Annotated in this window: 23 protein-coding genes and 1 riboswitch; of the genes, 13 read left to right on the top strand and 10 right to left on the bottom strand. The window is 47.0% G+C overall.

Features of this window, described 5'->3' with window-relative positions; all coding sequences use genetic code 11:
* Positions 1–436 precede the first annotated feature (436 nt).
* From crcB to thiH, 7 genes are all read left to right on the top strand, one after another.
* Positions 437–820, top strand: a complete 384-nt coding sequence (gene crcB, locus ACVA6Q_RS23570) for a fluoride efflux transporter CrcB (protein ID WP_112478769.1) — start codon at positions 437–439, stop codon at positions 818–820.
* Positions 821–876: 56 nt separating this feature from the next.
* Positions 877–976, top strand: a riboswitch (TPP riboswitch).
* Between the two features lie 112 nt (positions 977–1,088).
* The gene (gene thiC / locus ACVA6Q_RS23575; protein ID WP_446649096.1) at positions 1,089–3,011 is read left to right on the top strand and encodes a phosphomethylpyrimidine synthase ThiC; all 1,923 of its coding nucleotides are present in this window, start codon (positions 1,089–1,091) and stop codon (positions 3,009–3,011) included.
* A gap of 33 nt (positions 3,012–3,044) precedes the next feature.
* Positions 3,045–4,280 (top strand): thiamine phosphate synthase, encoded by a 1,236-nt coding sequence (locus ACVA6Q_RS23580; RefSeq protein WP_446649112.1) that lies wholly within the window; start codon positions 3,045–3,047, stop codon positions 4,278–4,280.
* Positions 4,273–5,040: a HesA/MoeB/ThiF family protein gene (locus ACVA6Q_RS23585; RefSeq protein WP_446649113.1), complete on the top strand. Its 768-nt coding sequence runs from the start codon at positions 4,273–4,275 to the stop codon at positions 5,038–5,040. Before ACVA6Q_RS23580 ends, ACVA6Q_RS23585 begins: the two co-directional genes overlap by 8 nt.
* A gap of 45 nt (positions 5,041–5,085) precedes the next feature.
* Entirely contained in the window at positions 5,086–5,289 is a 204-nt protein-coding gene (gene thiS, locus ACVA6Q_RS23590; protein WP_446649097.1) for a sulfur carrier protein ThiS, read from the top strand.
* Positions 5,290–5,292: 3 nt separating this feature from the next.
* Positions 5,293–6,060 carry a thiazole synthase gene (locus ACVA6Q_RS23595; protein WP_446649098.1) on the top strand — a complete coding sequence of 256 codons (768 nt, stop codon included), beginning with the start codon at positions 5,293–5,295 and terminating at the stop codon, positions 6,058–6,060.
* 9 nt (positions 6,061–6,069) lie between these two features.
* Complete coding sequence (gene thiH, locus ACVA6Q_RS23600) at positions 6,070–7,182, top strand: 2-iminoacetate synthase ThiH (RefSeq protein ID WP_446649099.1); 1,113 nt, start codon at positions 6,070–6,072, stop codon at positions 7,180–7,182.
* A gap of 78 nt (positions 7,183–7,260) precedes the next feature.
* On the opposite strand, the gene ACVA6Q_RS23605 is transcribed toward thiH, so the two are convergent.
* A complete protein-coding gene (locus ACVA6Q_RS23605; protein ID WP_446649100.1) occupies positions 7,261–9,048 on the bottom strand; it encodes an aminopeptidase P family protein in 1,788 nt (595 codons plus the stop codon).
* A gap of 121 nt (positions 9,049–9,169) precedes the next feature.
* Positions 9,170–10,111: a LysR family transcriptional regulator gene (locus ACVA6Q_RS23610; RefSeq protein WP_353497522.1), complete on the bottom strand. Its 942-nt coding sequence runs from the start codon at positions 10,109–10,111 to the stop codon at positions 9,170–9,172.
* A gap of 100 nt (positions 10,112–10,211) precedes the next feature.
* On the opposite strand from ACVA6Q_RS23610, the gene ACVA6Q_RS23615 reads away from it, so the two are divergent.
* Positions 10,212–11,417 carry a multidrug effflux MFS transporter gene (locus ACVA6Q_RS23615; protein ID WP_446649101.1) on the top strand — a complete coding sequence of 402 codons (1,206 nt, stop codon included), beginning with the start codon at positions 10,212–10,214 and terminating at the stop codon, positions 11,415–11,417.
* Between the two features lie 91 nt (positions 11,418–11,508).
* Positions 11,509–11,793, top strand: a complete 285-nt coding sequence (gene tsrA, locus ACVA6Q_RS23620) for an H-NS-like global regulator TsrA (protein WP_353497524.1) — start codon at positions 11,509–11,511, stop codon at positions 11,791–11,793.
* A gap of 90 nt (positions 11,794–11,883) precedes the next feature.
* On the opposite strand, the gene ACVA6Q_RS23625 is transcribed toward tsrA, so the two are convergent.
* The 4 genes from ACVA6Q_RS23625 to ACVA6Q_RS23640 all read right to left on the bottom strand — a co-directional run bounded on the left by ACVA6Q_RS23625 (position 11,884) and on the right by ACVA6Q_RS23640 (position 14,405).
* On the bottom strand, positions 11,884–12,336 hold the full coding sequence (locus ACVA6Q_RS23625; protein ID WP_353497525.1) for a DoxX family protein: 453 nt from the start codon (positions 12,334–12,336) through the stop codon (positions 11,884–11,886).
* A gap of 1 nt (position 12,337) precedes the next feature.
* Positions 12,338–13,111, bottom strand: coding sequence for an HvfC/BufC N-terminal domain-containing protein (locus ACVA6Q_RS23630; protein ID WP_446649102.1), 774 nt, complete (start codon positions 13,109–13,111; stop codon positions 12,338–12,340).
* 2 nt (positions 13,112–13,113) lie between these two features.
* Entirely contained in the window at positions 13,114–13,971 is an 858-nt protein-coding gene (gene bufB, locus ACVA6Q_RS23635) for an MNIO family bufferin maturase (RefSeq protein WP_446649103.1), read from the bottom strand.
* A 173-nt stretch (positions 13,972–14,144) separates the two neighbouring features.
* Positions 14,145–14,405 carry a BufA1 family periplasmic bufferin-type metallophore gene (locus tag ACVA6Q_RS23640; RefSeq protein WP_112463168.1) on the bottom strand — a complete coding sequence of 87 codons (261 nt, stop codon included), beginning with the start codon at positions 14,403–14,405 and terminating at the stop codon, positions 14,145–14,147.
* Positions 14,406–14,664: 259 nt separating this feature from the next.
* On the opposite strand from ACVA6Q_RS23640, the gene uvrD reads away from it, so the two are divergent.
* Positions 14,665–16,839: a DNA helicase II gene (gene uvrD, locus ACVA6Q_RS23645; protein WP_418642308.1), complete on the top strand. Its 2,175-nt coding sequence runs from the start codon at positions 14,665–14,667 to the stop codon at positions 16,837–16,839.
* 717 nt (positions 16,840–17,556) lie between these two features.
* On the opposite strand, the gene ACVA6Q_RS23650 is transcribed toward uvrD, so the two are convergent.
* From ACVA6Q_RS23650 to rarD, 3 genes are all read right to left on the bottom strand, one after another.
* Positions 17,557–18,213, bottom strand: a complete 657-nt coding sequence (locus ACVA6Q_RS23650; RefSeq protein ID WP_353497528.1) for a LysE family translocator — start codon at positions 18,211–18,213, stop codon at positions 17,557–17,559.
* A 21-nt stretch (positions 18,214–18,234) separates the two neighbouring features.
* A complete protein-coding gene (locus ACVA6Q_RS23655) occupies positions 18,235–19,026 on the bottom strand; it encodes a helix-turn-helix domain-containing protein (RefSeq protein ID WP_446649104.1) in 792 nt (263 codons plus the stop codon).
* Between the two features lie 97 nt (positions 19,027–19,123).
* A complete protein-coding gene (gene rarD / locus ACVA6Q_RS23660) occupies positions 19,124–20,026 on the bottom strand; it encodes an EamA family transporter RarD (RefSeq protein WP_446649105.1) in 903 nt (300 codons plus the stop codon).
* Between the two features lie 206 nt (positions 20,027–20,232).
* Between rarD and recQ the strand changes: the two genes are divergently transcribed.
* From recQ to ACVA6Q_RS23675, 3 genes are all read left to right on the top strand, one after another.
* The gene (recQ, locus tag ACVA6Q_RS23665) at positions 20,233–22,068 is read left to right on the top strand and encodes an ATP-dependent DNA helicase RecQ (RefSeq protein ID WP_446649106.1); all 1,836 of its coding nucleotides are present in this window, start codon (positions 20,233–20,235) and stop codon (positions 22,066–22,068) included.
* Positions 22,061–22,363 carry a DUF3630 family protein gene (locus ACVA6Q_RS23670; RefSeq protein WP_446649107.1) on the top strand — a complete coding sequence of 101 codons (303 nt, stop codon included), beginning with the start codon at positions 22,061–22,063 and terminating at the stop codon, positions 22,361–22,363. Before recQ ends, ACVA6Q_RS23670 begins: the two co-directional genes overlap by 8 nt.
* Positions 22,364–22,573: 210 nt before the next feature.
* Entirely contained in the window at positions 22,574–23,245 is a 672-nt protein-coding gene (locus tag ACVA6Q_RS23675) for a 7-cyano-7-deazaguanine/7-aminomethyl-7-deazaguanine transporter (RefSeq protein ID WP_446649108.1), read from the top strand.
* 90 nt (positions 23,246–23,335) lie between these two features.
* Here the strand turns inward: ACVA6Q_RS23675 and gppA are convergent, their stop codons facing one another.
* Positions 23,336–24,832 carry a guanosine-5'-triphosphate,3'-diphosphate diphosphatase gene (gppA, locus tag ACVA6Q_RS23680; protein ID WP_446649109.1) on the bottom strand — a complete coding sequence of 499 codons (1,497 nt, stop codon included), beginning with the start codon at positions 24,830–24,832 and terminating at the stop codon, positions 23,336–23,338.
* Between the last annotated feature and the right edge of the window lie 29 nt (positions 24,833–24,861).

Below are 24,861 nucleotides of genomic sequence, written 5' to 3' on the forward strand. Positions count from 1 at the left end.
GCGGGTTCGAGTCCCGTCCACTCCGCCACTTATTAGAAAACCCGATGCGAAAGCGTCGGGTTTTTTATTATCTAAAACTTAGGTAACTTCCTTTTCAAGGAAGTCGAGTCCCGGTTGGATGCAACCCCAGCCACTCCGCCACTTATTAAGAAGCCTCGTCTAACGACGAGGCTTTTTGCTATCTGCAATATACTTCTTCTCATTCTAGCTTTTCCATTCGTGAGCTTAGGTTTTTTAGCTCCAATCTTCTTTTCGTTTTAATTCGCGAACTAATTGTTGATTACAGCCTAAAAAGTGACGCATGTAACTTTTTAAATTTACTCGACAGCCAGATAGATTATCCGTTGGATTTTGTGGTTAAAAATGTGATGTTGGGTCGAATTTATTCGTTGTTGGTATATTATTACCTTTTCAATTCATAGTTTGGGATTAGGTGATGGGGCAGTTTTCAGTTTTAGGTTTTATTGCATTGGGCGGTGCTGTCGGGGCTTGTTCGAGATATTTGATATCAGAGCTTTGTGTTGCACTTTTCGGTCGTGGTTTTCCTTACGGTACGTTAACCGTCAATGTGGTTGGCTCGTTTATTATGGGGCTATTGATTGCAGCATTCGAAGCTGAAATTTTTGCGCCTGATCCATGGCGTCAAATCATTGGTCTTGGCTTCTTAGGTGCACTTACGACATTCTCTACGTTTTCTATGGATAACGTACTCCTAATGCAGCAGGGGGCGTTTCTGAAGATGGGACTAAATATATTGCTCAATGTTGTTTTGAGTATCTCAGCTTGTTGGATTGGTTTTCAGATGCTGACCAAAAGTTAAACGAAAAACTTCCATGTCCTGTTGATGTATTAAAACTAATTCCTTTATAATCGAGTCAATACTTGTCGGAGTGCCCATAGGGCTGAGACCGTTAATTCGGGATCCGTTGAACCTGATCTGGTTAGTACCAGCGAAGGGAACAAGAGAATAGAACTAGCATCATATTCTATTTATCAAATAGCGCACGCTATTGTGGTTGATACCTCTTGTATTCACACATCCGTCAAGCATTTATCTTTTATAACTATATGATATATAAGGAAATGCTATGTCGACACGCAAGCAAAATAGGCTGGAAGCAAAAAACTTTATCGATACATTATCGGTAACGCCTTACCCCAATTCTCAAAAGACATATATCCAAGGTAGCCGAAGCGATCTGCAAGTACCAATGCGTACAATCTCTCTTGCAGACAGCTTAATCGGTGGTAACCAAGACAATCCAATCCATGAGCCTAACGAGCCCATCAACGTGTATGACACGTCTGGTGTCTATACCGACCCAGAGCACTCTATCGATTTGTACTCAGGTTTACCAAAGCTAAGAGAAGCCTGGATTGATGAACGCGCTGATACCGAAGTATTGTCAGGCGTCAGTTCAGAATTTGCTAAGCAAAGACTTGAAGATGACACGCTTGATGAGCTTAGGTACGGGCTATTACCTCGTATCAGGCGTGGTGCTGAAGGCGCTTGCGTCACGCAGCTTCACTACGCACGCCAAGGTATTATTACCCCTGAGATGGAATACATCGCGATTCGAGAGAACATGGGACGTCAAAAGCTCAAAGACGAAGTGCTCACTCAGCAGCATCCAGGTCAGCACTTTGGGGCGAACTTACCTAAAGAAATCACACCCGAATTCGTGCGTAAGGAAGTCGCTGAGGGTAGAGCGATCATCCCTTCAAATATCAATCACCCAGAATCTGAGCCGATGATCATTGGCCGCAACTTCCTCGTTAAGGTAAATGCTAATATAGGCAACTCGTCGGTCACCTCATCAATTGAAGAGGAAGTCGAGAAGCTTGTCTGGGGTACTCGATGGGGTGCCGATACAGTTATGGACCTGTCGACTGGACGAAATATCCACGAAACGCGCGAATGGATCTTACGTAATAGTCCAGTGCCAATCGGTACAGTACCTATGTATCAAGCATTAGAGAAGGTTAATGGAGTCGCCGAAAATCTGACTTGGGAAGTAATGCGAGATACATTAATTGAGCAAGCAGAGCAGGGTGTAGACTACTTTACTATTCATGCTGGCCTTCTACTTCATCACATCCCACTCACCGCCAAGCGCGTCACGGGTATCGTTAGCCGTGGTGGCTCTATCATCGCTAAGTGGTGTTTGGCACACCATGAAGAGAGTTTCTTATATACCAACTTTAGAGAGATCTGTGAAATCTGTGCACGTTATGACGTGGCCTTGTCCCTCGGTGATGGATTGCGTCCAGGCTCTATTGCCGATGCCAATGATGAAGCTCAATTTGCAGAGCTTAGAACCCTAGGCAAGCTAACCAAAATTGCCTGGGAATACGATGTTCAGGTCATCATCGAAGGTCCTGGTCATGTACCGATGCACATGATCAAAGAGAACATGGAAGAGCAGCTTGAGCACTGTCATGAGGCACCTTTCTATACGCTTGGGCCACTGACCACTGATATTGCACCTGGCTATGATCATATTACCTCTGGCATTGGTGCTGCAATGATTGGCTGGTACGGTTGTGCGATGCTGTGTTACGTGACGCCAAAAGAACACCTTGGCCTACCAAATAAAGAAGACGTTAAGACAGGGCTCATCACCTACAAGCTAGCTGCTCATGCAGCAGACTTAGCGAAGGGACACCCAGGGGCTCAAATTCGTGATAATGCACTTTCAAAGGCTCGCTTTGAATTCCGCTGGGAAGACCAGTTTAACCTCTCTCTAGATCCTGATACTGCGCGTCAGTTCCATGATGAAACACTCCCTCAGGAGTCTGGAAAGGTTGCCCATTTCTGCTCGATGTGCGGTCCAAAGTTCTGTTCGATGAAGATCTCACAAGAGGTACGAGAGTACGCTAAAGAAATACAACAAGGCGACAGTATTGCTATCACAATGCTTGATGACCCTTTAGAGGGGATGCGTCAAAAGTCTGAAGAGTTCAGAGCAACGGGTGCTGAGTTGTATCACCCAGCTGTTACTGAAGAATAACTACCATAATCTAAGGAGCTTCCGTTGAAACTCATGCTGCCCATTGGCGCAGACGCTTTGAATCGTCATATTCATCGTGTTCTCGGCCTAGCAAAACAAGTCGGCTTCTCTACCGAAAACATCGTGGTCTCATCTTCTGAAGAAGGTGAAGCGGTCATTATCCACCATGAAGCAAGCGCCCGTTATATTTCGAGTGACGTTTTCGGCTCTACTTTCCGTTTGGGAGATAGCGCTATAGATAATGATATCCGTGTAAGGTATTTGCACAACATGGATGAAAGTCATCTTTCAGCCTCACTAGCTGCTGCCACACAAGGTGATGTCTATGTAGCAGTAGAAAGTGGCTCTCGATGGCTCGATGTTTGGTCTTGTAGAGAAAACGTCATCAAGGCTTCTGCGGCAGCTTCTTTGATTACAGACCACACCGAGCATTTGGCTTGGCTCGTAGTGAGTATTGCTCTCGATTTTCCTCTCGAAGATGCGGTTATGCTCGCCAGAGCGGGATGTGTTTCACGTGAAACATGGCCAAGTCACTTAGACCAGTTCCCCGTTCCAGTCATAGAAAATGCGAATTTAGGTATACGTGTTGGCTGGGCAGTTGAGGCATCGACTCTACCATTTCCGACTGTAATTAAATCAAAGCTTGGGCTCTATCCTGTTGTCGATAATGTTGATTGGGTAGCACGATTACTAGAACTGGGCATTAAAACGGTACAGCTTAGAATCAAGCAGCCTGACCTGCCGAACCTAGAACAGCAGATTGAAAAAGCGATCGAGCTTGGTCGAAGACATGATGCTCAAGTGTTCATCAATGACTATTGGCAGCTAGCGATTAAGCATGGTGCTTACGGCGTTCACTTAGGTCAAGAAGACATTGAAGTGGCAAATCTGAAGAGACTTGCAGAAAAAGGAATTGCGCTTGGCCTATCTACTCACGGCTATTATGAGTTGCTGCGCATCGTTCAAATTCACCCTAGCTACATTGCGCTCGGCCACATCTTCCCAACCACAACCAAAGACATGCCTTCAAGACCGCAAGGTTTGATACGGCTGGAACTCTATCAGCGACTGATTGATTCGATACCTTACGGTCAGGAACTGGGATATCCAACAGTAGCCATTGGTGGCATTGATTTGAAGACTGCAGTACCAGTTTGGAGTTGTGGTGTGACAAGTTTGGCAGTAGTACGAGCAATCACATTGGCTGATGATGTACCCGCCGTTATTCAACAATTTGAGTCAATCATGGATGGTCGTCTTGATGGTTAATGATGGCCAATTTAAGCAGTATCTGCGCCAAATCAGTCTTCCGAACATAGGTGAAGAAGGGCAGAGCAAGTTGCTCAAGGCCAATGTGCTTATTGTTGGCTGTGGGGGACTTGGAACCGCAGCGAGCATGTATTTAGTAGGGGGCGGAGTAGGCAGTGTAACTATTGCTGACGATGATGCAGTTGAGATTTCTAACTTGCCTCGACAGGTAACTTATCACGCGAAAGATGTTGGATTCGCTAAAGTCGAATGTTTGAAGGCCAGCCTGAAGCAACAGAATCCAGATATTAGAGTGCGAAGTATTAACAAAAAGCTTGATGGCAATCAGTTGTTATTAGAGATCACTTTAGCGGATGTTGTGGTTGATTGCTCAGATAACCTAGCAACTAGACATGCCATAAATGCTTACTGTAAACAAAGTAACACCGACCTCGTTAGCGCAGCAGCAATCGGTTGGAACGGGCAACTCAGTGTTTTTCCGTTCTCATCGACCCGTGAGATTGCCTGTTATCGGTGCTTGTATCCCTTTGATGAAATCAAAGGCAGCAGCCGATGTTCAGAGTCATCTGTCATGGGGCCAGTGGTTGGCATGATGGGACTTTACCAAGCTCTAGAAACGATAAAGTTGCTTGCAGGTGTCCACCCTCAGGTTACCCAGAAAAAAACACCGACATTGAAGTTATTCGATGGACTAAATGGTCAATGGCAAACACTACAGATTGCTCGTGAGCAAACTTGTACGGTTTGCTCCACCGACTGAGTACACCATGGTGTGTAGTCACAGATTTTGCACGCGAGAACAAAAATGATTCAAGTAACAGTTAATAACACATTACAGAATACGGAAACAGACAGCCTACTCGAGGATCTTATTAAAGGTCTCGATATCGATACCCATGGGTGTGCCATTGCGGTCGATGACCAAATTGTGCCACGAACTGAGTGGTCGACGTTTGTCGTCAAAAATGACATGTCCATTAACATCTTCCAAGCCATTGCAGGGGGCTAATTCATGCTAACAATTGCCAATAAAACTTTTGAATCACGTCTGTTTACTGGAACCGGAAAGTTCTCGGATCAGTCTCTTATGGTTCAGGCTATTGCGGAAAGTGGTTCACAGCTAGCGACGATGGCGCTCAAGCGCGTAGATCTACAAGGTCAGGATGACAACATCTTACGACCATTGATTGAGAACAAGATTAGTCTGTTGCCTAACACTTCAGGCGCTAAGAATGCCAAAGACGCCATCTTCGCTGCACATCTTGCTAGAGAAGCATTGGGCACGAATTGGCTGAAGTTAGAGATTCACCCAGATCCGAAGTACTTACTACCAGACCCGATCGAGACGTTAAAAGCTGCCGAGCAGCTAGTTAAAGATGGATTCGTCGTTCTGCCATATTGTCATAGTGATCCAACGCTATGTAAGCATCTTGAGGAAGTAGGGTGTGCCGCTGTGATGCCACTTGGAGCTCCAATAGGAAGCAACAAAGGCATCGTCAGTAGAGACTTTTTAGAAATTATAATCGAACAAGCGAACGTTCCGGTTGTGGTTGATGCAGGTATCGGGGCACCATCACATGCAGCGCTTGCGATGGAAATGGGGGCTGATGCTGTCTTGGTCAATACCGCTATCGCTGCTGCCGCTGATCCGGTTGCTATGGCTAAAGCGTTTAAGCTAGCAGTAGAGTCAGGAAGACTAGCATACGAAAGTGGTCTAGCAGGTACCGTAAATCATGCCGTGGCCTCGAGTCCGCTAACCGCGTTTCTAGATTCAGAGTAGGAGAGCAAAATGAGCTTTGTTCAGGAGCATGCTAAGTATAACTGGGATGATATTCGTCTTTCTATTTATGCGAAATCGGCGCGTGATGTAGAGCGAGCACTGTCTAAACCGCGACTCGACTTAGAAGACTTTAAGGCACTTATTAGTCCTGCCGCAGAACCCTACTTAGAACAAATGGCTCAGCGTTCATTTGCATTAACTCGAAAGCGATTCGGGCACACCATGTCCATGTATATACCTTTGTACCTTTCCAACTTGTGTGCCAATGCTTGTACCTATTGCGGTTTTTCAATGGAAAATCGCATTAAACGAAAGACGCTCAGTACTGAAGAAATAGAGCGTGAGTGCGACGTAATCAAACAGATGGGTTTCGACAATATTCTTTTGGTCACAGGTGAGCACGAGAACAAAGTAGGTATGAAATACTTCCAACAAGTGTTGCCAGAAATCAAAAAGCACTTTAGCTATTTGGCTATGGAAGTTCAGCCATTAGAGACCCAAGAGTATGCGACCCTCAAACAGCACGGTCTCGATGCTGTCATGGTTTATCAGGAAACGTATCATCGCTCGACATACGCGCAGCACCATCTTCGTGGCAATAAAATGGATTTCAACTACCGACTTGAAACCCCGGATAGATTGGCACAAGCAGGAATCGACAAGATTGGCATTGGTTCACTGATAGGATTAGAAGAGTGGCGCACCGATTGTTTCTTTGTTGCAGCCCATCTTCAATACTTAGAGAGCCGTTATTGGAAGACACGATACTCAATTTCTTTTCCGCGACTTCGACCTTGTGAGGGCGCATTACAACCGAAATCGGTGATGACAGATAAGCAACTAGTGCAGCTTATCTGCGCCTACCGCTTGTTCAACAATGAAGTCGAACTCTCACTGTCGACTCGTGAATCCGCGACTTTCCGCGATCAGGTTTACCCACTAGGTATCACGAGTATTAGTGCAGCATCAAAGACTCAGCCAGGTGGCTACGCGGATGACCAAGAAGAGCTAGAACAGTTCGCAATCAGTGATGAGCGCAGTGCTGCTTTGGTTGCTGAGTCGGTGAAACGGGCAGGTATGGAGCCTGTTTGGAAAGACTGGCATCAGTCCTACTCAGGTTAGATGTCTAACCATGTTTCACGTGAAACCAAAAAAGGCGCTGGAGTTCCAGCGCCTTTTTATTTCTTCGAGCCTAACGAGCTAGAGCGGTTGGCAAGCTGTTTCCAGCCAAGCTAGTGCATCACCGGTAACTAGTGGTGAAACGTCATTCCACACTTTTTGGTGATAGTCGTTCAACCAAGTGATTTCTGTTTCCGTTAGCATATCAGCCACGATGTTGCGCTTGTCGATAGGGCATCGAGTAAGTGACTCGAAACCAAACATAGAACTATCACCAGCTGTTGCTTTCTCAATGACCAACTCAAGGTTCTCGATACGAATACCGAACTCATCTGCACGGTAGTATCCTGGTTCGTTTGATAGCACCATACCAGGTACTAGCGGCGTATTGTTTACGGCTTTCGCGATGCGCTGCGGTCCTTCGTGAACACTCAGGAAGTGGCCGACACCATGGCCAGTGCCATGGTCATAATCAAAACCATTTGCCCACAAATGTTGACGAGCTAGAACGTCCAGTTGATGACCACAAGTACCCTTCGGGAATAGTGCGGTAGCCAGACCAATGTGACCTTTTAGTACCAATGTAAACTGGCGCTTCATCTCATCTGTTGGGGTACCTATCGCAATGGTACGCGTGATGTCAGTGGTACCATCGAGGTACTGGCCACCTGAATCAACCAAGTACAAGGTATCTTGAACTAGCGATCCAGGAACCTCTTGATTCGCATGGTTGTAGTGACACATGGCCGCGTTACCTGCGGAGGCAGAAATAGTATCGAAACTAAGATCTATCAAAGTTGGATCAACTCGGCGGAATGCTTCCAACTTGTCACTGACTTCTGCTTCATCAGAAAGGTTGCCTTTAGCGACTTCACTATCGAGCCAGCTTAAAAAGTTAACCATTGCTGCGCCGTCGCGCACATGGCTGCTACGCATGCCTTCAACTTCAACGCTGTTCTTGGCCGCTTTTGGCATTAAACATGGGTCAGCAAGGTCGAGAAGTTTGGCACCATATTGCTCCAACTTTAGCTGAAACCAAGCATTACTTGTCGCTGGGTCTAGGGTGACTTTTTTGCCTTTCAACGATTCTAGTTCAGTCTCCAAAGACGATGGAAGGCAGACTTCAACACCTGCACCTACATGGTCGGTAAATTCGTTCATGTCATCGATGCGCGTTGGGTCAATAAAGAACTTAGTTGAGCCATCTGAGTAAAGGATCGCGTGAGCCAGCAATACAGGAAGACGTGAAACATCAAGACCGCGGACATTTAAAAGCCAGCAAATTGAATCAAGCTCAGTAATGATAGCGGCATCAGCGCCACTGCTTGCTAGGTTTTGTGCTAGCTGGGTACGTTTGTCTAGGCTTGATTGGCCGACCTTGTCTAGTGGCATTAAACGAACGTTACTTAATTGAGCAGCCGGGCGATCGCTCCAGAAAAGATCAATTGGGTTATCGTTAACAGCAACCAGTTCGTAGCGACCTGCAAGTTTTTCTAGTGCATTCTGGTACCAGTTACCTCTATGCATGCGAGGGTCTACACCGATTCGAGCACCGAGCTCAAGAGTTTCAATCGACCAATCCAGCGGTGGCTGCTCGATAAGGTGACAGTATTCAAAGCTATCTGCTGGAACTTGTTTACGAACTTGAACCGTGTAGCGACCGTCGACAAAAATAGCGGCTTTCTCTCGAGTGATAACAGCTGCACCTGCAGAGCCGGTAAATTGGGTTAGCCAATGAAGACGCTCGTTATGAGCGGGTACGTACTCGCCTAAGTACTCATCTTCATGAGCAACAATAAACGCATCGAGGTCGTTGTCAGTAAGCCAAGATTGAATCTGTTCAACACGGCCAGAAATATGTTCCTGCATCTGTAGTTCCTTTGTCATGGCGAAATAGGTCACCTTGCTATTATTTTGGTCTATAAGCTAGCGCTTTTGTGGACGATATACAAACGATTCTGCGAGTCGGTTAGCAGGCTCTGCGTGTCGCCTAACGTAAGTGAAGCGTCTTTTGTCGAATGATGTCGATAAGCCAATTGAGCGCCGGATCGCGATCTCTATCTTTGTGCCAAAATAGAGTGTAAGCCATTGGAGGAAATTCGAGTGGCAATGGAAGCACACGCAATCCCATTTGCTCGGCAACAAGATGAACAAAATGCCGAGGAGCGGTAAACACAAAGTCAGTGTAACTGCACAGCGCAGCAGCATTGTTGAAATCAGGTACAGTGATAGCGATATCGCGTTCCTTTCCCATGTCAGCGAGTTTGTAATCTAGAAGCCAGCGATCGCTACCATCGCAGCGCACCTGTACATGACGCATTGACAGATAGGTTTCAAGATCCCAAGGTTTAGTGAGTACAGGATGATCGGTTCGTACTAAACACATTTGATTATCCCGGTAGACTTCTAACTCCTGAATGTCTTCTGGCGGCAGTAGGGTTCTCTGAGCATCACGGATGTCGATGTCTTTGCCGGTGATCCCTAAATCCAGTTCGCCTTTTTGCATTTGCTCGAACGTGGCTTCATTCCATGCATGAGTGCTTATGCTCAGGTTAGGTCCTTGGCTAAATATTGCAGGGAGAAAGTGAGGCATGATGAGAGGATAAACGCTTTCTACCGCAGCTATGTGAAATCGGTATTCACTTGACGTTGGGGAAAACTCTGGCGGTGCAGTGATGGCCTGCATATGAGCCATTAGCACATCTAACTTGGGCTTAAGTTGCAGCGCGCGAGCTGTCGGAGATAATCCGTGGGCGTGGCGAGTGAAGAGTGGATCGTCAAACAGTTCACGCAGTTTCGATAATGACTTACTCACCGCGGATTGCGTTAGGCATAAGCGACTCGCAGCGCGGGTCACATTGCATTCTTCAAGTAGCACTGACAGGCACAAGAGTAGGTTGAGGTCGATCCGACTTAGCTTTTCTAGGTTCATCGTGTGAAATTCCTCGTAGGAATAATGCTAATGAGTATAAACCATTTCTGCTCATATCTTAATGGATATAGAATTGCGTCTTCATTAACTCGTTTTACTATTGGTAAGAGGCACCCCGTTGCAAACCAAACCTTCGAAAGTCCAACTTGCTGCATTAGTGATGTTGGTATTTTTTAGCCCTTTGGCCATCGACATCTATTTGCCAGCGTTAACGCAAATTTCTTCTACGTTTGATGTAGCTCATACGCGTGCTCAAGATACGATTACATGGTTTTTGTTTGCTATGGGTGTAGGACAGCTGTTCGCGGGACCACTTGCCGATAAACTCGGACGTCGAACGGTTGCCCTTGGCGGCATAGTGATCTACGGCTTGAGTGCTTGCTTGGCGTGGGCAGCTCAATCCATTGAGTGGATGCTAGTCGCAAGGCTGCTACAAGGCTTAGGTGCGTGCGCGACATCTGTGGCAGCCTTTGCAACCGTTCGCGATATGTTTGGACCAGAGCGTAGTGGCAAGATGATCAGCTACCTTAACGGAGCTATTTGTTTTATCCCTGCATTGGCGCCGATTTTAGGCAGCTATCTAACGCAGCAGTTTGGATGGCGTGCGAACTTCAGCTTCATGGCGGGTTTTGCGTTGTTCGTAGGTGTTATGGTTGTTCTTAACATGAGAGAGACCAATCCGCAGCAAACCAATCAGAAGTATTTCGCACTATCTAGATATACCCATGTCCTTAATACGCCGACGTTCTTGTTTCATGCCACTCTGTGTTTATTGGCCATGGGTGTAATACTTGCGTATGTCACGTCTGCACCAGTGGTACTGATGGAAAACATGGGTCTATCGATGAATGCCTTTACGTTTTGGTTTGGCCTTAATGCGGTATTTAACATCGCAGCCTGTCTGCTCGCGCCAAAAATGATGGATAAGCTTGGCACTCACAAAACACTGCAATTTGGTATCGTGACTTTGTTAGTCGCCGGAGCCTTAATGGTATGGGGAGCAGAGCTTCAAACACCGGCTTCGTTTATGGTACCTGTTATTTTGTCTTCAATAGGTTTTGCTCTCATCCTTGGAGCGGCTGCCGGTAAAGCATTGGCACCATTTGGCGATAAAGCGGGTACCGCCGCTGCTCTACTCGGACTATTCCAAATGAGTGGAGCGGGTCTGTTAGTTGGTTTGATGCAGCGTGCTGGACTAGAAGCGCCGTACATGATTGCTTTGCAGATGTGGTTGGTACTGCCAGCATTGTTCATTCTCAAAAGCAAAGTTGGCAAAGATTGGCATCAAACAGTAAAAATTGGCTAATTAAAAAACGATTAGGTTTTCCAATTTAAGAAACGGGTGTATATTTAGCTTTATACACCCCGTATTTATATATAACTGGATAAACGCAGTAATGTCTTTGACTACATACGAAATGGCTCGTGTTCTCGAGCAAATGGAAGAGTCTCCAGAAAAGATCATGTTTGGTAAATTGCTTAATGAATTAGGCAACCAAAGTGAAGAGCGTATTCGCAGTGCTGCAAAGCAAGTTCCAATTCATGTGCTTCGTGATATCGTTTACCAATTTCAACAAGTGATTGAGTCTCGCAAGGGTGAGCAAGTAGAAACATTGGCCAAAGAATTGGCCGAGCAAGGGATCTCAGTAGAAGAGCTGAAAGCGTTTCTTGCTAGCAAATAGTCGTTAGTTTTTAAAAAGCCTCGCATATCTATGCGAGGCTTTTTACTTTCAGTAAGCCCGACTATTTTGACTCAATAATCAGATCTTGAATCAGGTTATTTGTGAACGAATTACTTTGTCTGCAGATAGTGGTCCTGGCCCCCATACAACCACTATGAGTATCATTAACCCCCAAAGCTGGTGGTCATAGAACCCTTTCTCCCAAAGTAGTGGGTAGGAAACAACAGCAATAATATTGAATACAAACAAGATGGCAGCCATGGGTCGAGTAAATAAACCAAGCGCAATAAACACAGGCAAAATTAACTCTGCGGCCGTTCCCATATAGGCGGCTAACTCCCACGGCAAAATAGGCACTTGGTATTCAAGCTCAAACAGATACAGAGTGCTGTCCCAAGAGCTAATCTTGGTCATTCCCGATTTAAAGAATACCCAAGCTACCCAGAGGCGACAGAATAGCAGCAGTAGGGGCACGAAGCCGCTTTGTAGCGTATCAATAAGCTTGTCATAACTAACAAGCCAGTGAGATAAGGTCGTTTTCATATCATGCTCCTTGTGAGGTGTCGTCATGGAGAGTAAATCCAGCTACAACATCCAAAGCGAATAAACTTGGTAGTGCTGTTAGAAGAGCAGGATTAATGAACTTAAGGGGTTGTTGTGAACCGAGGGCATTGAGCAGCTCAAGAACGTTGTCGTCGAGAACGTGAAGCGTGCTGGTCGATAGCCCTTGTTTAATAATCAACGCGTTTTCAGGTTGATTGATCTCAAAACCCTCAAGGTTATTGCTATGTATCGCGTTCACTAAGCTGGCGATAGCATATTGAGATTGCAGCACAATGTGATTTGGTTTCACATGAAACACCAAGTTGCCATGTTGTGCTTCTGGTACAAGCTGCATGTTAACGAGTGGCTCAGTTGGTTCTTTCGCCTCATTTAGAGGGTGTTGATTGAGTGAGTCGATAGCCCACTCAAGTCTTATAACATCGATTAAATAGGGCACGGCATTGGTGATGTTATCGAGCTCAGAGATAGACTCAGCAAACCCTTTGCCATAGTCGGCGACGTTACCTGTTGTTGGTGGATGATGGATCACATGGTGTTTTGCCATCGACTGAAAACATTCCTCACCAACAAGCTGCAAGGTGATCGGGTAGCAAGCTTCGAGCACTTCACTCAAACTCAACACAAAATTGTTGCGATAAATCTGAATGCGATCATCGGCATTAAAGTGGTCCGCGATAATGAAATGCTCTATGTCACTATCTTGGCTACGCAAAGATTGGCTGAAAGCCGACTGCAACTCGTGAAGGCTGATCATAATTAAGCGCTCCTCAGAGTCGTGTCGTGACACGCTACGAGAATGTCGATGGCCTTCTCTGCCTCTTCAAGTAGCACTTCGGGAGCGGGAATATCAAGATCCCACTCAATGAGCGTGTGCACGGCTGCACGCTGGTTGTTCCACTGTCGGTACAACTCCCAAACCTCATTGGAGACTCTCGCGCTGTGGGTATCAATCCAAATCTCGCCTTGCTCAAGTTGTTTGCGTGTGAATCCGGCCAAGTGGATCTCATCAACTGTGTCTGGGTCTATCGCACTTAAGTAGCGGTTGGCGTCGTAGCCATGGTTGAAGCAGGAAACATGGACATTGTTTAGATCGAGCAGTAGGCGACAATCAGTGCGACGCTGCACTTCAGCGAGAAACTCCCATTCAGGAATGGTTGAGTGCTGGAAGCGCAAATAGCTCGATGGGTTCTCAATTAATAGCGGGCGTTGAATCGCATCTTGAACCTGAAGTACGTTTCGACAAAACAGATCTAATGCCTCTTCGGTATAGGGCAGTGGCAATAGGTCATTGAAATAGTGGCCGCCATGCTCGCTCCAACTTAAATGGTCAGAAACTGCAAGTGGCTGGATATCGTCAACCAATCGCTTGAGCTGTTTTAGATGATCGGTATCTACCTTTGATGCTGAACCGAGTGATAGACCAATACCGTGGCAGCTGATATTGACCTTTTCACGAATCGCTATCAGCTGTCGATATTGAGTGCTATGGGGCTGAAAATAGTTTTCGCTGTGGATTTCTAGCCAGCCCACGTTGTGAGCGTTGTGCTCAAAATAGTCGAGGTGGGGTGTGCGTAATCCTACACCGACAAGCTGAAAGGCACGACTTCGATCCATGATGATCTCCCAGATCTGTTGGCTTCTGTGGGTAAACTGTAGAAAACGGAAGGGGCGTATAATCACGCCCCTCCGATAGTGCTGTAACTTGAAAGCGTATGGACAAACAAAGTGAAGACAAAATGACAATCAAGCTATACAGGCCGTATTACGGCTTTTTACACGCGAGGCAATTATGCTGACTCTGTGCTGCCGCCAACCAGTTTGTCACATAGGCCTTTAGGGACGACAACGAACGCATCTTTTTGGTTATCTTCTTTCGCAGTGCCCGCACATGAGCTGGTTTTGGTTGCACAGTCATTTTGACCAGCTTTCGACACGCCGTAGCACTTTTCTTTGTCAGCTGCATGTGCTGGTGCTGCGCCAAGTGTTGCACCGCCAAGAGCGATTAGACCGGTAACTGCTGCAGTGATAGCTAGATTCGTAGTTTTCATATTACTTTCCTCGAGACTTGATCCTTGATGTTTATTTTCACAGGTCACTGTTTGCGACTTGCTTAACCAATAGGATAGGAAGCCAAAGCTAAATCTTTCAAAAAGATCAAAAAATATTTACCAAAATGTTAAATGTCATCTTATGTGTATGATATTGAAAGGGTAATTGTCTTTTAAAAAAACAGAACTTTTTCTGAAATGGTGAGACTGTTTGAGTTATAATCAACGGATATGTATAAATAACCAGTAGCTAAGACTCATCATGGATCCTTCTCTTCTTCTCGACGGTCTCAATGACAAGCAGCGTGAAGCTGTTGCAGCCCCTCTAGAGCACATGCTCGTCCTTGCCGGAGCCGGCAGTGGTAAAACGCGCGTGCTTGTGCATCGTATTGCTTGGCTTATGTCGGTTGAGAACGCCTCTCCGTTTTCCATTATGTCTGTGACCTTTACCAATAAAGCGGCTGCAGAGATGAGAGGGCGTATTGAAGAGCTGATGATGGGCAGTGCTTCTGGTATGTGGAACGGTACGTTCCACGGCATCTGTCATCGAATCTTACGTGCGCATTATCTCGATGCAAAGCTGCCGGAAGACTTCCAAATCATCGATACTGACGATCAGCAAAGGCTATTAAAGCGTCTTATCAAGGCGCAGAATCTGGATGATAAACAGTGGCCAGCGCGTCAGGCAGCATGGTGGATCAATGGTAAGAAAGATGAAGGTCTACGACCTCAACATATCGATAGCTATCAAGATCCAGTGACCAAGACGTACTTGCAGATCTACACCGCTTATCAAGAGGCGTGTGACCGTGCTGGGCTGGTGGACTTTGCAGAGATTTTGCTGCGTGCTCATGAACTGCTGCGTGACAACAAGTTTGTTCGCGAACACTACCAAGCGCGCTTCAAACACATTCTGGTGGACGAGTTCCAAGACACCAACAACATCCAATACGCTTGGCTACGAATGATGACCGGCGCTGACTGTAAGGTGATGATTGTTGGTGATGATGATCAGTCTATTTATGGCTGGCGTGGTGCTAAGGTTGAAAATATCCAGAAGTTCTTGGATGAGTACCTAGGCGCGAAAACCATTCGCCTTGAGCAAAACTACCGCTCAACCAAAACCATCCTTGAAGCTGCCAACGAGCTGATTGCCAACAATACTGAACGTATGGGTAAGGAGCTATGGACGGAAGGCAACGAGGGTGAAAAGATTTCCGTTTACTCTGCGTATAACGAGCTGGATGAAGCGCGTTTTGCCGTGGGTAAGATTAAAGAGTGGCAAGATAAAGGCGGCAGTCTGACAGACTGCGCCATGCTATATCGAAACAACGCCCAGTCCCGTGTTCTGGAAGAAGCCTTGATCCAAGCGCAGCTGCCATACCGAATCTATGGTGGTATGCGATTCTTCGAGCGTCAAGAAATCAGAGATGCCTTGGGCTATTTGCGCTTGATGGCCAATCGAAACGATGATGCGGCGTTTGAGCGTATTGTGAATACGCCGACTCGTGGGTTGGGGGATAAAACCTTAGATACCATTCGTTTCGCCGCTCGTGATCGTGGAGCAACACTATGGGAAGCAAGTATTGCACTGCTCGATGAGAAGGTTCTCGCTGGGCGAGCAGCAGGTGCGCTGTCGCGTTTTATTGAGCTTATCAACGCACTCGAAGACGACACGTTTGAATCGCCGCTTCATGAGCAAACTGACCATGTGATTAAGACCTCTGGGCTATTTGCTATGTACGAGCAAGAGAAGGGCGAGAAGTCTAAGGCGCGTATCGAAAACTTGGAAGAGCTGGTAACGGCAACGCGTCAGTTTGAGAAACCTGAAGAAGCAGACGATATGACGCTGCTGACGGCGTTCTTAACCCATGCAGCGTTAGAAGCCGGTGAAGGTCAAGCCGATGAGTTTGATGATGCGGTGCAACTAATGACACTTCATAGTGCCAAAGGTCTCGAGTTCCCAATGGTGTTTATGGTAGGTGTTGAAGAGGGCATGTTCCCGAGCCAGATGTCGGCAGAGGAAGCGGGCAGGTTAGAGGAAGAGCGTCGCCTCTGTTATGTGGGTATGACCCGGGCGATGGAAAAGCTGTTCATCACCTATGCCGAGATGCGTCGCTTGTACGGTCAAGATAAGTATCACAAGCCATCGCGCTTTATTCGCGAGTTGCCAGAAACGTGTCTGCAAGAAGTTCGCATGAAGGCGCAAGTAAGCCGTCCAACGACAGCGGGTCGTTTTAGCCAAACAGAAGTAAAAAATAACTTCAACGAAACGGGCTTTAATCTAGGTGAGCGTGTGATGCACCCGAAATTTGGTGAAGGAACGATCATCAACTTTGAAGGAAGTGGCCCGCAAAGCCGTGTGCAAGTCGCCTTTAATGGTGAGGGCATTAAGTGGTTGGTGACGCAGTACGCCAAGCTGGAAAAGCTATAACCGACTGGCTATGGAATTATAAGTGCAAAAGGAGCTTAGTTATGAGCTCCTTTTTTGTGTCATACGGATTTGAATTATTGAATTTCAGATAAAGAAAAACCCCGAGGGCTTGCGCCCTGCGGGGTTATAGCTTTACTCGCAGCAATCCGGCTACTAATAGTGCTCCATGCATCTAATCCATGATAGTGTGCTGTATTCCGTCAGCTTAGTCCTTTCGTCGCCTTCCTAGCGGTGTCCTAATGATCTTATCCTGATCGGCTAACAATCCTCGTTAGCGCACTTCACTTGTTCCCTGAGCGGTGTCCCTGACATCATCCTGATGCTAAGTCCTTGCCTCATCCAGAGGTGTCCATTGTCTTTCCTTAGTAGTAACCATCCTAGTTACTATTGCGTCCATTCAATGTCCAATTTGCTATCCATGCCGATCATTCATCCTGAATAACCGTATCTTCTTCCTGAAGATGCCCAAATCCCTGAGCGTTTCCTGTTCCGTGTCAGCATCCTTCCGACATGGTTAATATTAAACGAAACTGGCCTCGGAGCAATCCAATCAAGCAGTAATAATCCATTGTCTCAACAAAGAGAAATTACCCCTACTTCTTTAAAAACAATGACTTATGATATTTTAGGGTGGAATGCTTGTAGCACGAAGCGATAAACACCTAAGCCTTTGTGAGAGATCTCGCACACGTCGCGTGTCGAATGGCGCAAAATACCCTAAAGGCTGGAAATCACCTGTGTGAAGATGGTCACACCAATTCCCGAAAACAGCACGCCACACAGACCATCGATGTAGATGGCGGCAGAGCCTAGCTTGCGTTGCATGCGCTTAGTCGACAGCGCCCAAGCCAAAAAGGAGAACCAGGCCAAGGAAAGCGACCATAGAATCACGAGTGCGGCCACTTTACCCGGAATCGACATGGCAGATGGCACCAAGCTAGACATCAAGCTGATAAAGAACACTAAGGCTTTCGGGTTGAGAATATTGGTGGTAAAGCCACGAGAGAACGCTTGTCTTCGACTTGAAAGCAGAAGACTTGGGTCATTGGCAAGATCACTTGACTGGTGGCGCTGCGGCCATCTACTCCATACGGAGCGTAAGGCGCCGATACCTAGGTAAAGCAAATAGCTGCCGCCAGCGATTTGCACGACGGCAAACAATGTGGGGTGCTGATGAACGATATAGCTAACGCCCGTTAGACTGAAAATCGAGTGCAGCAAGATGCCAAACGACAACCCAAGAGCAATATAAAAACCAGTCTGGCGTCCAAATCGAGTCGCGTTTTGTACCACAAGCGCAAAGTCTGGTCCTGGGCTCATAAGCGCAACAAAGTGCACCGTAGCCAGTGTCATTAGGATAGTAATTTCATTCATGATCGTTCTAAGAAAACTAAGTTAGTTAATGTTTGAAGGAGAAACGCCATAGACGTTTCGAAATGCCTTACTAAAGTGTGCTTGGTCGTAAAAACCGGTTTGCAGTGCGACTTGAATTGCGCTCTTTCCGGCTTTCATCAGTGTCATACTCTTCTCAAGCCTGAGTCTGGTTAGCCAAGCATGCGGTGACATACCGGTTGCCAGTTTAAATTGGCGATGAAACTGCCTTGGGCTCAAATCGCAAAGTTTAGCAAGCTGCTCTAGGCGGATTGCTTGGTCGAGGTTTGCCATTACATAGTCTCGAATCAGCTTGAGCGATTTAGTACCAATGGCATGTGTCTCGGTAGAGAGTGGTTTGCCGTGTCGGTCTAGTATGTTCTGAAAGCTATCTAGAGGAATGCAATCCAGCGCTAAGGCACTCACTTGGTTGGTACTGAGCGTTTGATGCGTATCCAGCAGTGAGCGAAACAATCCAGGCTCGCGAACAATGGGTGAGTGAAAGCCCAAACCGGCGGAGCTGTTACTCATCGAAAATTGTGTTAGCCAAGGTGCAGAGACCGCCAGGACTTTTACCTCATAGCCTTCTTCAAAGCGCGCTTGCCCGTCATGGAGCTCATCCGGTGGCATCAAGACCAAGTCTCCAGGGCCACTGGTGTACGACGTACCTTTTAGCTGAAACTGCTGCTGACCACTGACAATCAACCCAAAGTGATAGTCGAGATGGTAGTGCTTCTGAAATGCAAACTTTTTGTACGAGCCGTTAATGAGATTAATATCTGGGATCGGCGACGACAGGTAGTCTATCTTCTCCATATGATCTCCTTCTATTAATAACATTGGCTCCAGTATAGGAGGTGAAAAGGCGAGGTGTCTTGTAAAAAATGGACACCTCACACATCAAATTTCGGTCTTAACGCTTCTTGTTGGCTCGGTTGGTTTTTAGTCCATCAAAGCTAAACACCACTAATGCACCCCAGATGAAGGCAAAGGTGAGCGCTTTATCTAAGGTAAAGGCCTCGCCATACACGAGTACGGCCAGTAAGAACATTAAGCTAGGACCAATGTATTGGAAAAAACCAAGAGTCGACAGCTTCAAGCGTGTCGCGGCACCGGTAAAGCACAATAGTGGCAGTGTGGTGATGATACCTGCTGAGATTAGCAGTAGGTTCAGTGTCGTGCTGTTGTCCATCATATTTGAGGTCGCCGTATCCGCGATGAACAGCACGTAGATAGCGGCTGCTGGCAGCATCACTAAGGTTTCAATGAACAGCCCTGTTTGCGCATCTAAACTGACTTTTTTACGCAGCAAGCCGTATAAGCCAAAGCTCATTGCCAGCGCAAGGGCAACAACGGGTACCGAGCCAAATGCAATAAGCTGAATCAGAACACCGATGGTAGCAAGTGCGACCGCAAACCACTGCAGTTTTCTGAGTCTTTCACCCAAGAACAGCATGCCGAGTATTACGTTGATGAGCGGGTTGATGTAGTAACCCAGGCTAGCATCGAGCATGTGATTGGAGTTAACCGCCCAGATAAAGATAAGCCAGTTAACACCAACCAGTAGTGCGGTGGTGACTAAGTAAGCCATCTTCTTTTTTGAACGCAGCACATCGCGAACGCTGCGCCATCGTCGACCAAAATGAAGCAAGACGGTCAGTAACACAAATGACCAGATCACACGGTGACTGAGAATTTCTAAGGGAGAGACGCTGCCTAGTGCTTTAAAGTAGATAGGGGCAATACCCCACATTGTGTAAGCACCGATGGCGAGTAAAACGCCTTGTTTGGCTCTTTGTTGTTCTTCTAATGACATGCAAATTTTCTCAAGAGCAGGTCTGTGACCATAAAAGGGGGAGGAAAGCGTTTGAGTATAACGTGTTGTGTAGTTTTGGACTATTTAATGCTCGATCTGATGCTACTTTTTCTTCACCTCGCAGAGTAAATTGAGTTTCCTTCAAGTGACAACCCCTCTACAATGTAGCGTTTTCGACCAATTAAAGACTTTCATCAGGATATTGCATGACCGCTGTACTCGCTGCAGAACAATCTGAATCGTCACCCAGTTCGCAGTCGGTCTTAGAGTCCGTTTTCGGCTATCAAGAGTTCCGTCCGGGACAGCAAGAGGTTATCGATAGTGCCATTGCGGGTAACGATGGCCTAGTTATCATGCCAACCGGTGGCGGTAAATCCCTGTGTTATCAAATTCCAGCCTTGGTGAGACCCGGTGTGACACTGGTTATCTCGCCACTAATTTCTCTGATGAAAGATCAAGTTGACCAACTCAAAGCTGACGGTGTCGCTGCAGAGTGCATTAACTCGACTCAGTCGAGGGAGGCGTTGATTGATATCTATCGCCGCATGAACAGTGGACAGATCAAGTTGGTGTATGTGTCACCAGAGCGCGTGTTGATGCACGACTTCATCGAAAGATTAGAGCATATTGAGCTGTCGATGATTGCTGTGGATGAAGCGCACTGTATTTCTCAGTGGGGGCACGATTTTCGCCCTGAGTATGCCGCGCTTGGTCGACTAAAAGAGCAATTTCCCTATATACCAGTTGTGGCGCTGACTGCAACGGCCGACGATGCCACTCGCAAAGACATCATCCACAGACTCAATCTGCAAAACCCTCACGAATACTTGGGCAGTTTTGATAGACCCAATATTCGCTACACCTTGGTCGAGAAGCATAAGCCTGTCTCACAGATCGTGCGCTTTCTTGGCGAGAACAAGGGCGGCAGCGGAATCATCTATTGTGGTAGTCGTAAGAAAGTGGAAATGCTCACAGAAAAGCTGTGTGGAAACCACATCCGGGCGGCGGGTTATCACGCCGGAATGGACATTGATGAGCGTGCTTATGTTCAGGATGCGTTTCAGCGCGACGATATCCAGGTCGTGGTGGCGACAGTAGCCTTTGGTATGGGCATTAATAAGCCGAATGTGCGTTTTGTCGCTCACTTTGATATCCCACGTAATATTGAGTCTTACTACCAAGAGACTGGCCGAGCCGGGCGCGATAGTTTGCCTGCAGAAGCGATGATGCTTTACGATCCTGCCGACATGGGTTGGCTGCGCCGCATGGTGGATGAAAAGCCCGAGGGACCACAAAAGCAGGTCGAGAGTCATAAGCTTAATGCAATGAGCGCCTTTGCTGAGGCGCAAACCTGTCGTCGTCAGGTACTGCTTAATTACTTTGGTGAGTACCGAGAGCAGCCTTGTGGTAACTGCGACATCTGCTTGGATCCACCTAAGCATTTTGATGCTACCCAAGAAGCACAAAAGGCGCTCTCTTGTGTCTATCGCGTAAATCAAAGCTTTGGTATTAGTTACGTCGTGGAAGTGCTGCGTGGTATGTCGAATATCCGTATTCGCGAGCATGGTCATGACAAGTTAACCACTTATGGCATCGGCCGAGATCATAGTCATGACTATTGGGTGAGTATCTTTAGGCAACTGGTGCACAAAGGGTTACTGAGTCAGAACATCACTCGAAACTCTACGTTGCAGCTTACAGAAGAAGCGCGTCCTCTGCTACGCGGTGAAACCACGCTAGAGCTTGCCGTACCAAGACTCGATACCGCCGCACGCAGCGCAAAATCCGATAAGCTGGCATCGAAACACTACGACAAGAAGTTGTTTGCCAAACTACGTAAATTGCGTAAGTCGATTGCCGATGAAGATGGCTTGCCACCATATGTGGTGTTCAGTGACGCTACCTTGATTGATATGGCAGAAATCTTACCGACCTCGTATGGTGAGATGCTTGCCGTGAACGGGGTGGGTGAGCGCAAGTTAGAAAAGTATGCCGATCCTTTCCTAGACTTAATACAGGAGCATTTAACTGGTCATGGCTGATTTTGGTCTTCGAGAATACATTGAAGAGGAAGGCAAACTACTTATCGTTACTCCTTCCTTTGATTTTGATAGCTTTGATTCATTAGCGATGTTGATGCTCGACCAGCTCGGCGCAACCGCGGTGGAAAAGCAGTGGGATGCGGACATTCACTCTTGGCTGGTGGATTTTGAAGGCTGTCGCATGCTTTTAAAAGGTGAGCATTACAGTGAGTCGATGTGGCTCGAAGCATTAGATATTTCTGCGAGCAAAGAAGAGTTTGATTTCTTAGCTGGACTATATCGTCGCGGATTTTGATACAACGCATTCAGTCGTTAGCTCGAAAACGTTTGCTATATTATCCTCTATTGCGCGTTAAATTGATTAATGTATAATCGCCCGCCGCTGAGCTTAGTTAATGAAACAATGAGTTAAATAAGCCGGCACAACAAACCATTTTATTAGTCACTCGAGGCTTTGCCTCAACTTGGGTTCCCTCAACCCCAAGCAAAACGAAAAAGGTACAATATGAACCCGTTTTCTCCTGCGCAGCAGCGCAAAGCCCTGACATTTCTCGTTCTATTTCACTTGGTGATCATCGCATCCAGTAACTATCTGGTGCAGCTACCGTTTACTATTTTCGGTTTCCATACCACGTGGGGCGCATTTACTTTCCCATTCATTTTCCTTGCGACCGATCTGACTGTACGCATCTTTGGTGCTGGTTTGGCCCGTAAGATCATCTTCTTGGTCATGTTGCCTGCGTTGGCGGTGTCGTATGGATTATCGGTATTGTTCTTTGAAGGGCAGTTCCAAGGTTTTGGGCACTTAGGTGAATTTAACCTGTTTGTCGCTCGTATCGCTGCGGCAAGTTTTATGGCTTACCTGCTGGGGCAGATCCTAGATGTGCATGTCTTCAACCGCCTGCGCCAAATGAAGCAGTGGTGGGTTGCTCCGACTTGTTCAACACTGTTTGGTAACGCGCTAGATACCCTGGCTTTCTTTGCTATCGCATTCTACCAAAGCCCAGATCCGTTTATGGCAGAGCACTGGACGGAGATCGCCTTGGTCGATTACGGCTTTAAACTGGTCATCAGTCTCGGCCTGTTCGTTCCAATGTACGGCGTGCTGCTCAACTTCTTGGTTAAGAAACTTACCGCAGTGAACCCAGAGTTAAAGGTGAGCGGTGTAAAAGCCTAACGAGTCTCTAGAAGCTAAAAATAAAAAATCCCGAACGGTTTGGTTCGGGATTTTTTTTCACGGTAATAGGCTTGAGCCACTTAACCAGACTTAGACCGCTTGAATCGTCAGTGGCCAGCCGGCATCTGATTGGCGGTTAGATTCGATTTCCAACTCTGCCGCTGACAGTGGATGGGCTTCTAACCACTGCTTATCGATAGAGAGCGTTAGGCTATTGCCCTCACATTGCACCGCAAATCGAGGCTGCAGATCACGCTGACGGCGGTGAGTAATGATCACCGATAAGCGCAGCAGTCGCAGTACACGCTCGGCACTTTGTGTCGATAGAGCATGCTGCGATGGCAGTGGTGTTAGCTGGTCTTTGTATCGACGAACCACTTCACTAAGCAGATGCTTTTGCGCGCGAGTGAAACCCGGTAAATCTAAGTTTTGAAGTAAGTACGCACTATGCTCACCGGCCTTTTTAAAGTCCAAAGTTAGGCCGATTTCATGCAACTTTGATGCAGCCTCAAGCAGGGCAACGGCATGTGGCTCTTCAATCCAGCTTTTATTGCCACAGCTTACTAATAAGCTGGTGGCGGTAGCAGCAACTTGATCGCCGTATTCCACATCGAGCTGACAACGGGTTTGCACGCTGTTGATGGTGCGCGCACGAATGTCATCTTGTTGTAGCTCTTCAACCATGTCATACACCATGCCCTCGCGTAGCGCGCCGCCAGCAAGAGTCATGGAATCGATATTGAGTAGCTCAAATATGGCAATCAATATAGATAGGCCGCTCGGGAACACCAAAGCGCGCTCTAGAGTTAGACCATCAATGTCGAGCTCTTCAAGATGATCGGCTTGCATCGCTTGTTTTTGCAGTCGCTTTAGTTTGGCATGAGTGATGACCTCATCCATACCTTGCGCCAGCATGATCTCTTGCAGAGCTTGTACTGTGCCACTGGCACCAACACATACATCCCATCCCAATCCCTGATACTGCTCGAGAATTGGGGCGAGCGTCTGTTTGGCACCTTCGATAGCACGTTCGAAGTTCGCTTTGTTCAGCTGGCGGTCTTTAAAGTAACGCTCTAGCCAAGTGACGCAGCCCATTTTCAGGCTGGTCAATGCTTTTGGCTCGAATCCTTCGCCAATTATGAGCTCGGTACTGGCACCACCAATATCGACTACAAGGCGACGGCCAGTACCGCCAGACGTATGAGCTACACCTTTATAGATGGTCGCTGCTTCTTCTTCACCGCTGATCACTTGGATTGGGTAACCCAAGATTTGATCGGCTTTGGTTAGGAATACATCGACATTAGTTGCGGTACGTAGTGTTGCGGTACCAACAATACGGATGTTTTCCTTTGGAATGTCCTGAAGTCGTTCCGCGAAAAGACTTAGGCAATCCCAACCACGCTGCATCGCTTCTTGACTGAGAGCCATCTCATCATCAAGGCCTGCGGCCAAACGTACTTTGCGCTTAATCTTGGCCATGGTCTGAATGCTGCCATCGATATGACGCACAACCAACATGTGGAAACTGTTGGAGCCAAGATCGATAGCTGCATACAAAGGTGAAGAATTCACTGCAAGACTCATAAAAACTGCTTACTTCCTGTTCAGATTAC

This window comes from Vibrio sp. DNB22_10_4 (assembly GCF_052879755.1).

Excerpts from the sequence above, each read along its gene's own strand:
- crcB (WP_112478769.1), top strand. The coding sequence starts at position 437 with ATGGGGCAGTTTTCAGTTTTAGGTTTTATTGCATTGGGCGGTGCTGTC.
- thiC (WP_446649096.1), top strand. The coding sequence starts at position 1,089 with ATGTCGACACGCAAGCAAAATAGGCTGGAAGCAAAAAACTTTATCGAT.
- ACVA6Q_RS23580 (WP_446649112.1), top strand. The coding sequence starts at position 3,045 with ATGCTGCCCATTGGCGCAGACGCTTTGAATCGTCATATTCATCGTGTT.
- ACVA6Q_RS23585 (WP_446649113.1), top strand. The coding sequence starts at position 4,273 with ATGGTTAATGATGGCCAATTTAAGCAGTATCTGCGCCAAATCAGTCTT.
- thiS (WP_446649097.1), top strand. The coding sequence starts at position 5,086 with ATGATTCAAGTAACAGTTAATAACACATTACAGAATACGGAAACAGAC.
- ACVA6Q_RS23595 (WP_446649098.1), top strand. The coding sequence starts at position 5,293 with ATGCTAACAATTGCCAATAAAACTTTTGAATCACGTCTGTTTACTGGA.
- thiH (WP_446649099.1), top strand. The coding sequence starts at position 6,070 with ATGAGCTTTGTTCAGGAGCATGCTAAGTATAACTGGGATGATATTCGT.
- ACVA6Q_RS23605 (WP_446649100.1), bottom strand. The coding sequence starts at position 9,048 with ATGCAGGAACATATTTCTGGCCGTGTTGAACAGATTCAATCTTGGCTT.
- ACVA6Q_RS23610 (WP_353497522.1), bottom strand. The coding sequence starts at position 10,111 with ATGAACCTAGAAAAGCTAAGTCGGATCGACCTCAACCTACTCTTGTGC.
- tsrA (WP_353497524.1), top strand. The coding sequence starts at position 11,509 with ATGTCTTTGACTACATACGAAATGGCTCGTGTTCTCGAGCAAATGGAA.
- ACVA6Q_RS23625 (WP_353497525.1), bottom strand. The coding sequence starts at position 12,336 with ATGAAAACGACCTTATCTCACTGGCTTGTTAGTTATGACAAGCTTATT.
- ACVA6Q_RS23630 (WP_446649102.1), bottom strand. The coding sequence starts at position 13,111 with ATGATCAGCCTTCACGAGTTGCAGTCGGCTTTCAGCCAATCTTTGCGT.
- bufB (WP_446649103.1), bottom strand. The coding sequence starts at position 13,971 with ATGGATCGAAGTCGTGCCTTTCAGCTTGTCGGTGTAGGATTACGCACA.
- ACVA6Q_RS23640 (WP_112463168.1), bottom strand. The coding sequence starts at position 14,405 with ATGAAAACTACGAATCTAGCTATCACTGCAGCAGTTACCGGTCTAATC.
- ACVA6Q_RS23650 (WP_353497528.1), bottom strand. The coding sequence starts at position 18,213 with ATGAATGAAATTACTATCCTAATGACACTGGCTACGGTGCACTTTGTT.
- ACVA6Q_RS23655 (WP_446649104.1), bottom strand. The coding sequence starts at position 19,026 with ATGGAGAAGATAGACTACCTGTCGTCGCCGATCCCAGATATTAATCTC.
- rarD (WP_446649105.1), bottom strand. The coding sequence starts at position 20,026 with ATGTCATTAGAAGAACAACAAAGAGCCAAACAAGGCGTTTTACTCGCC.
- recQ (WP_446649106.1), top strand. The coding sequence starts at position 20,233 with ATGACCGCTGTACTCGCTGCAGAACAATCTGAATCGTCACCCAGTTCG.
- ACVA6Q_RS23670 (WP_446649107.1), top strand. The coding sequence starts at position 22,061 with ATGGCTGATTTTGGTCTTCGAGAATACATTGAAGAGGAAGGCAAACTA.
- ACVA6Q_RS23675 (WP_446649108.1), top strand. The coding sequence starts at position 22,574 with ATGAACCCGTTTTCTCCTGCGCAGCAGCGCAAAGCCCTGACATTTCTC.
- gppA (WP_446649109.1), bottom strand. The coding sequence starts at position 24,832 with ATGAGTCTTGCAGTGAATTCTTCACCTTTGTATGCAGCTATCGATCTT.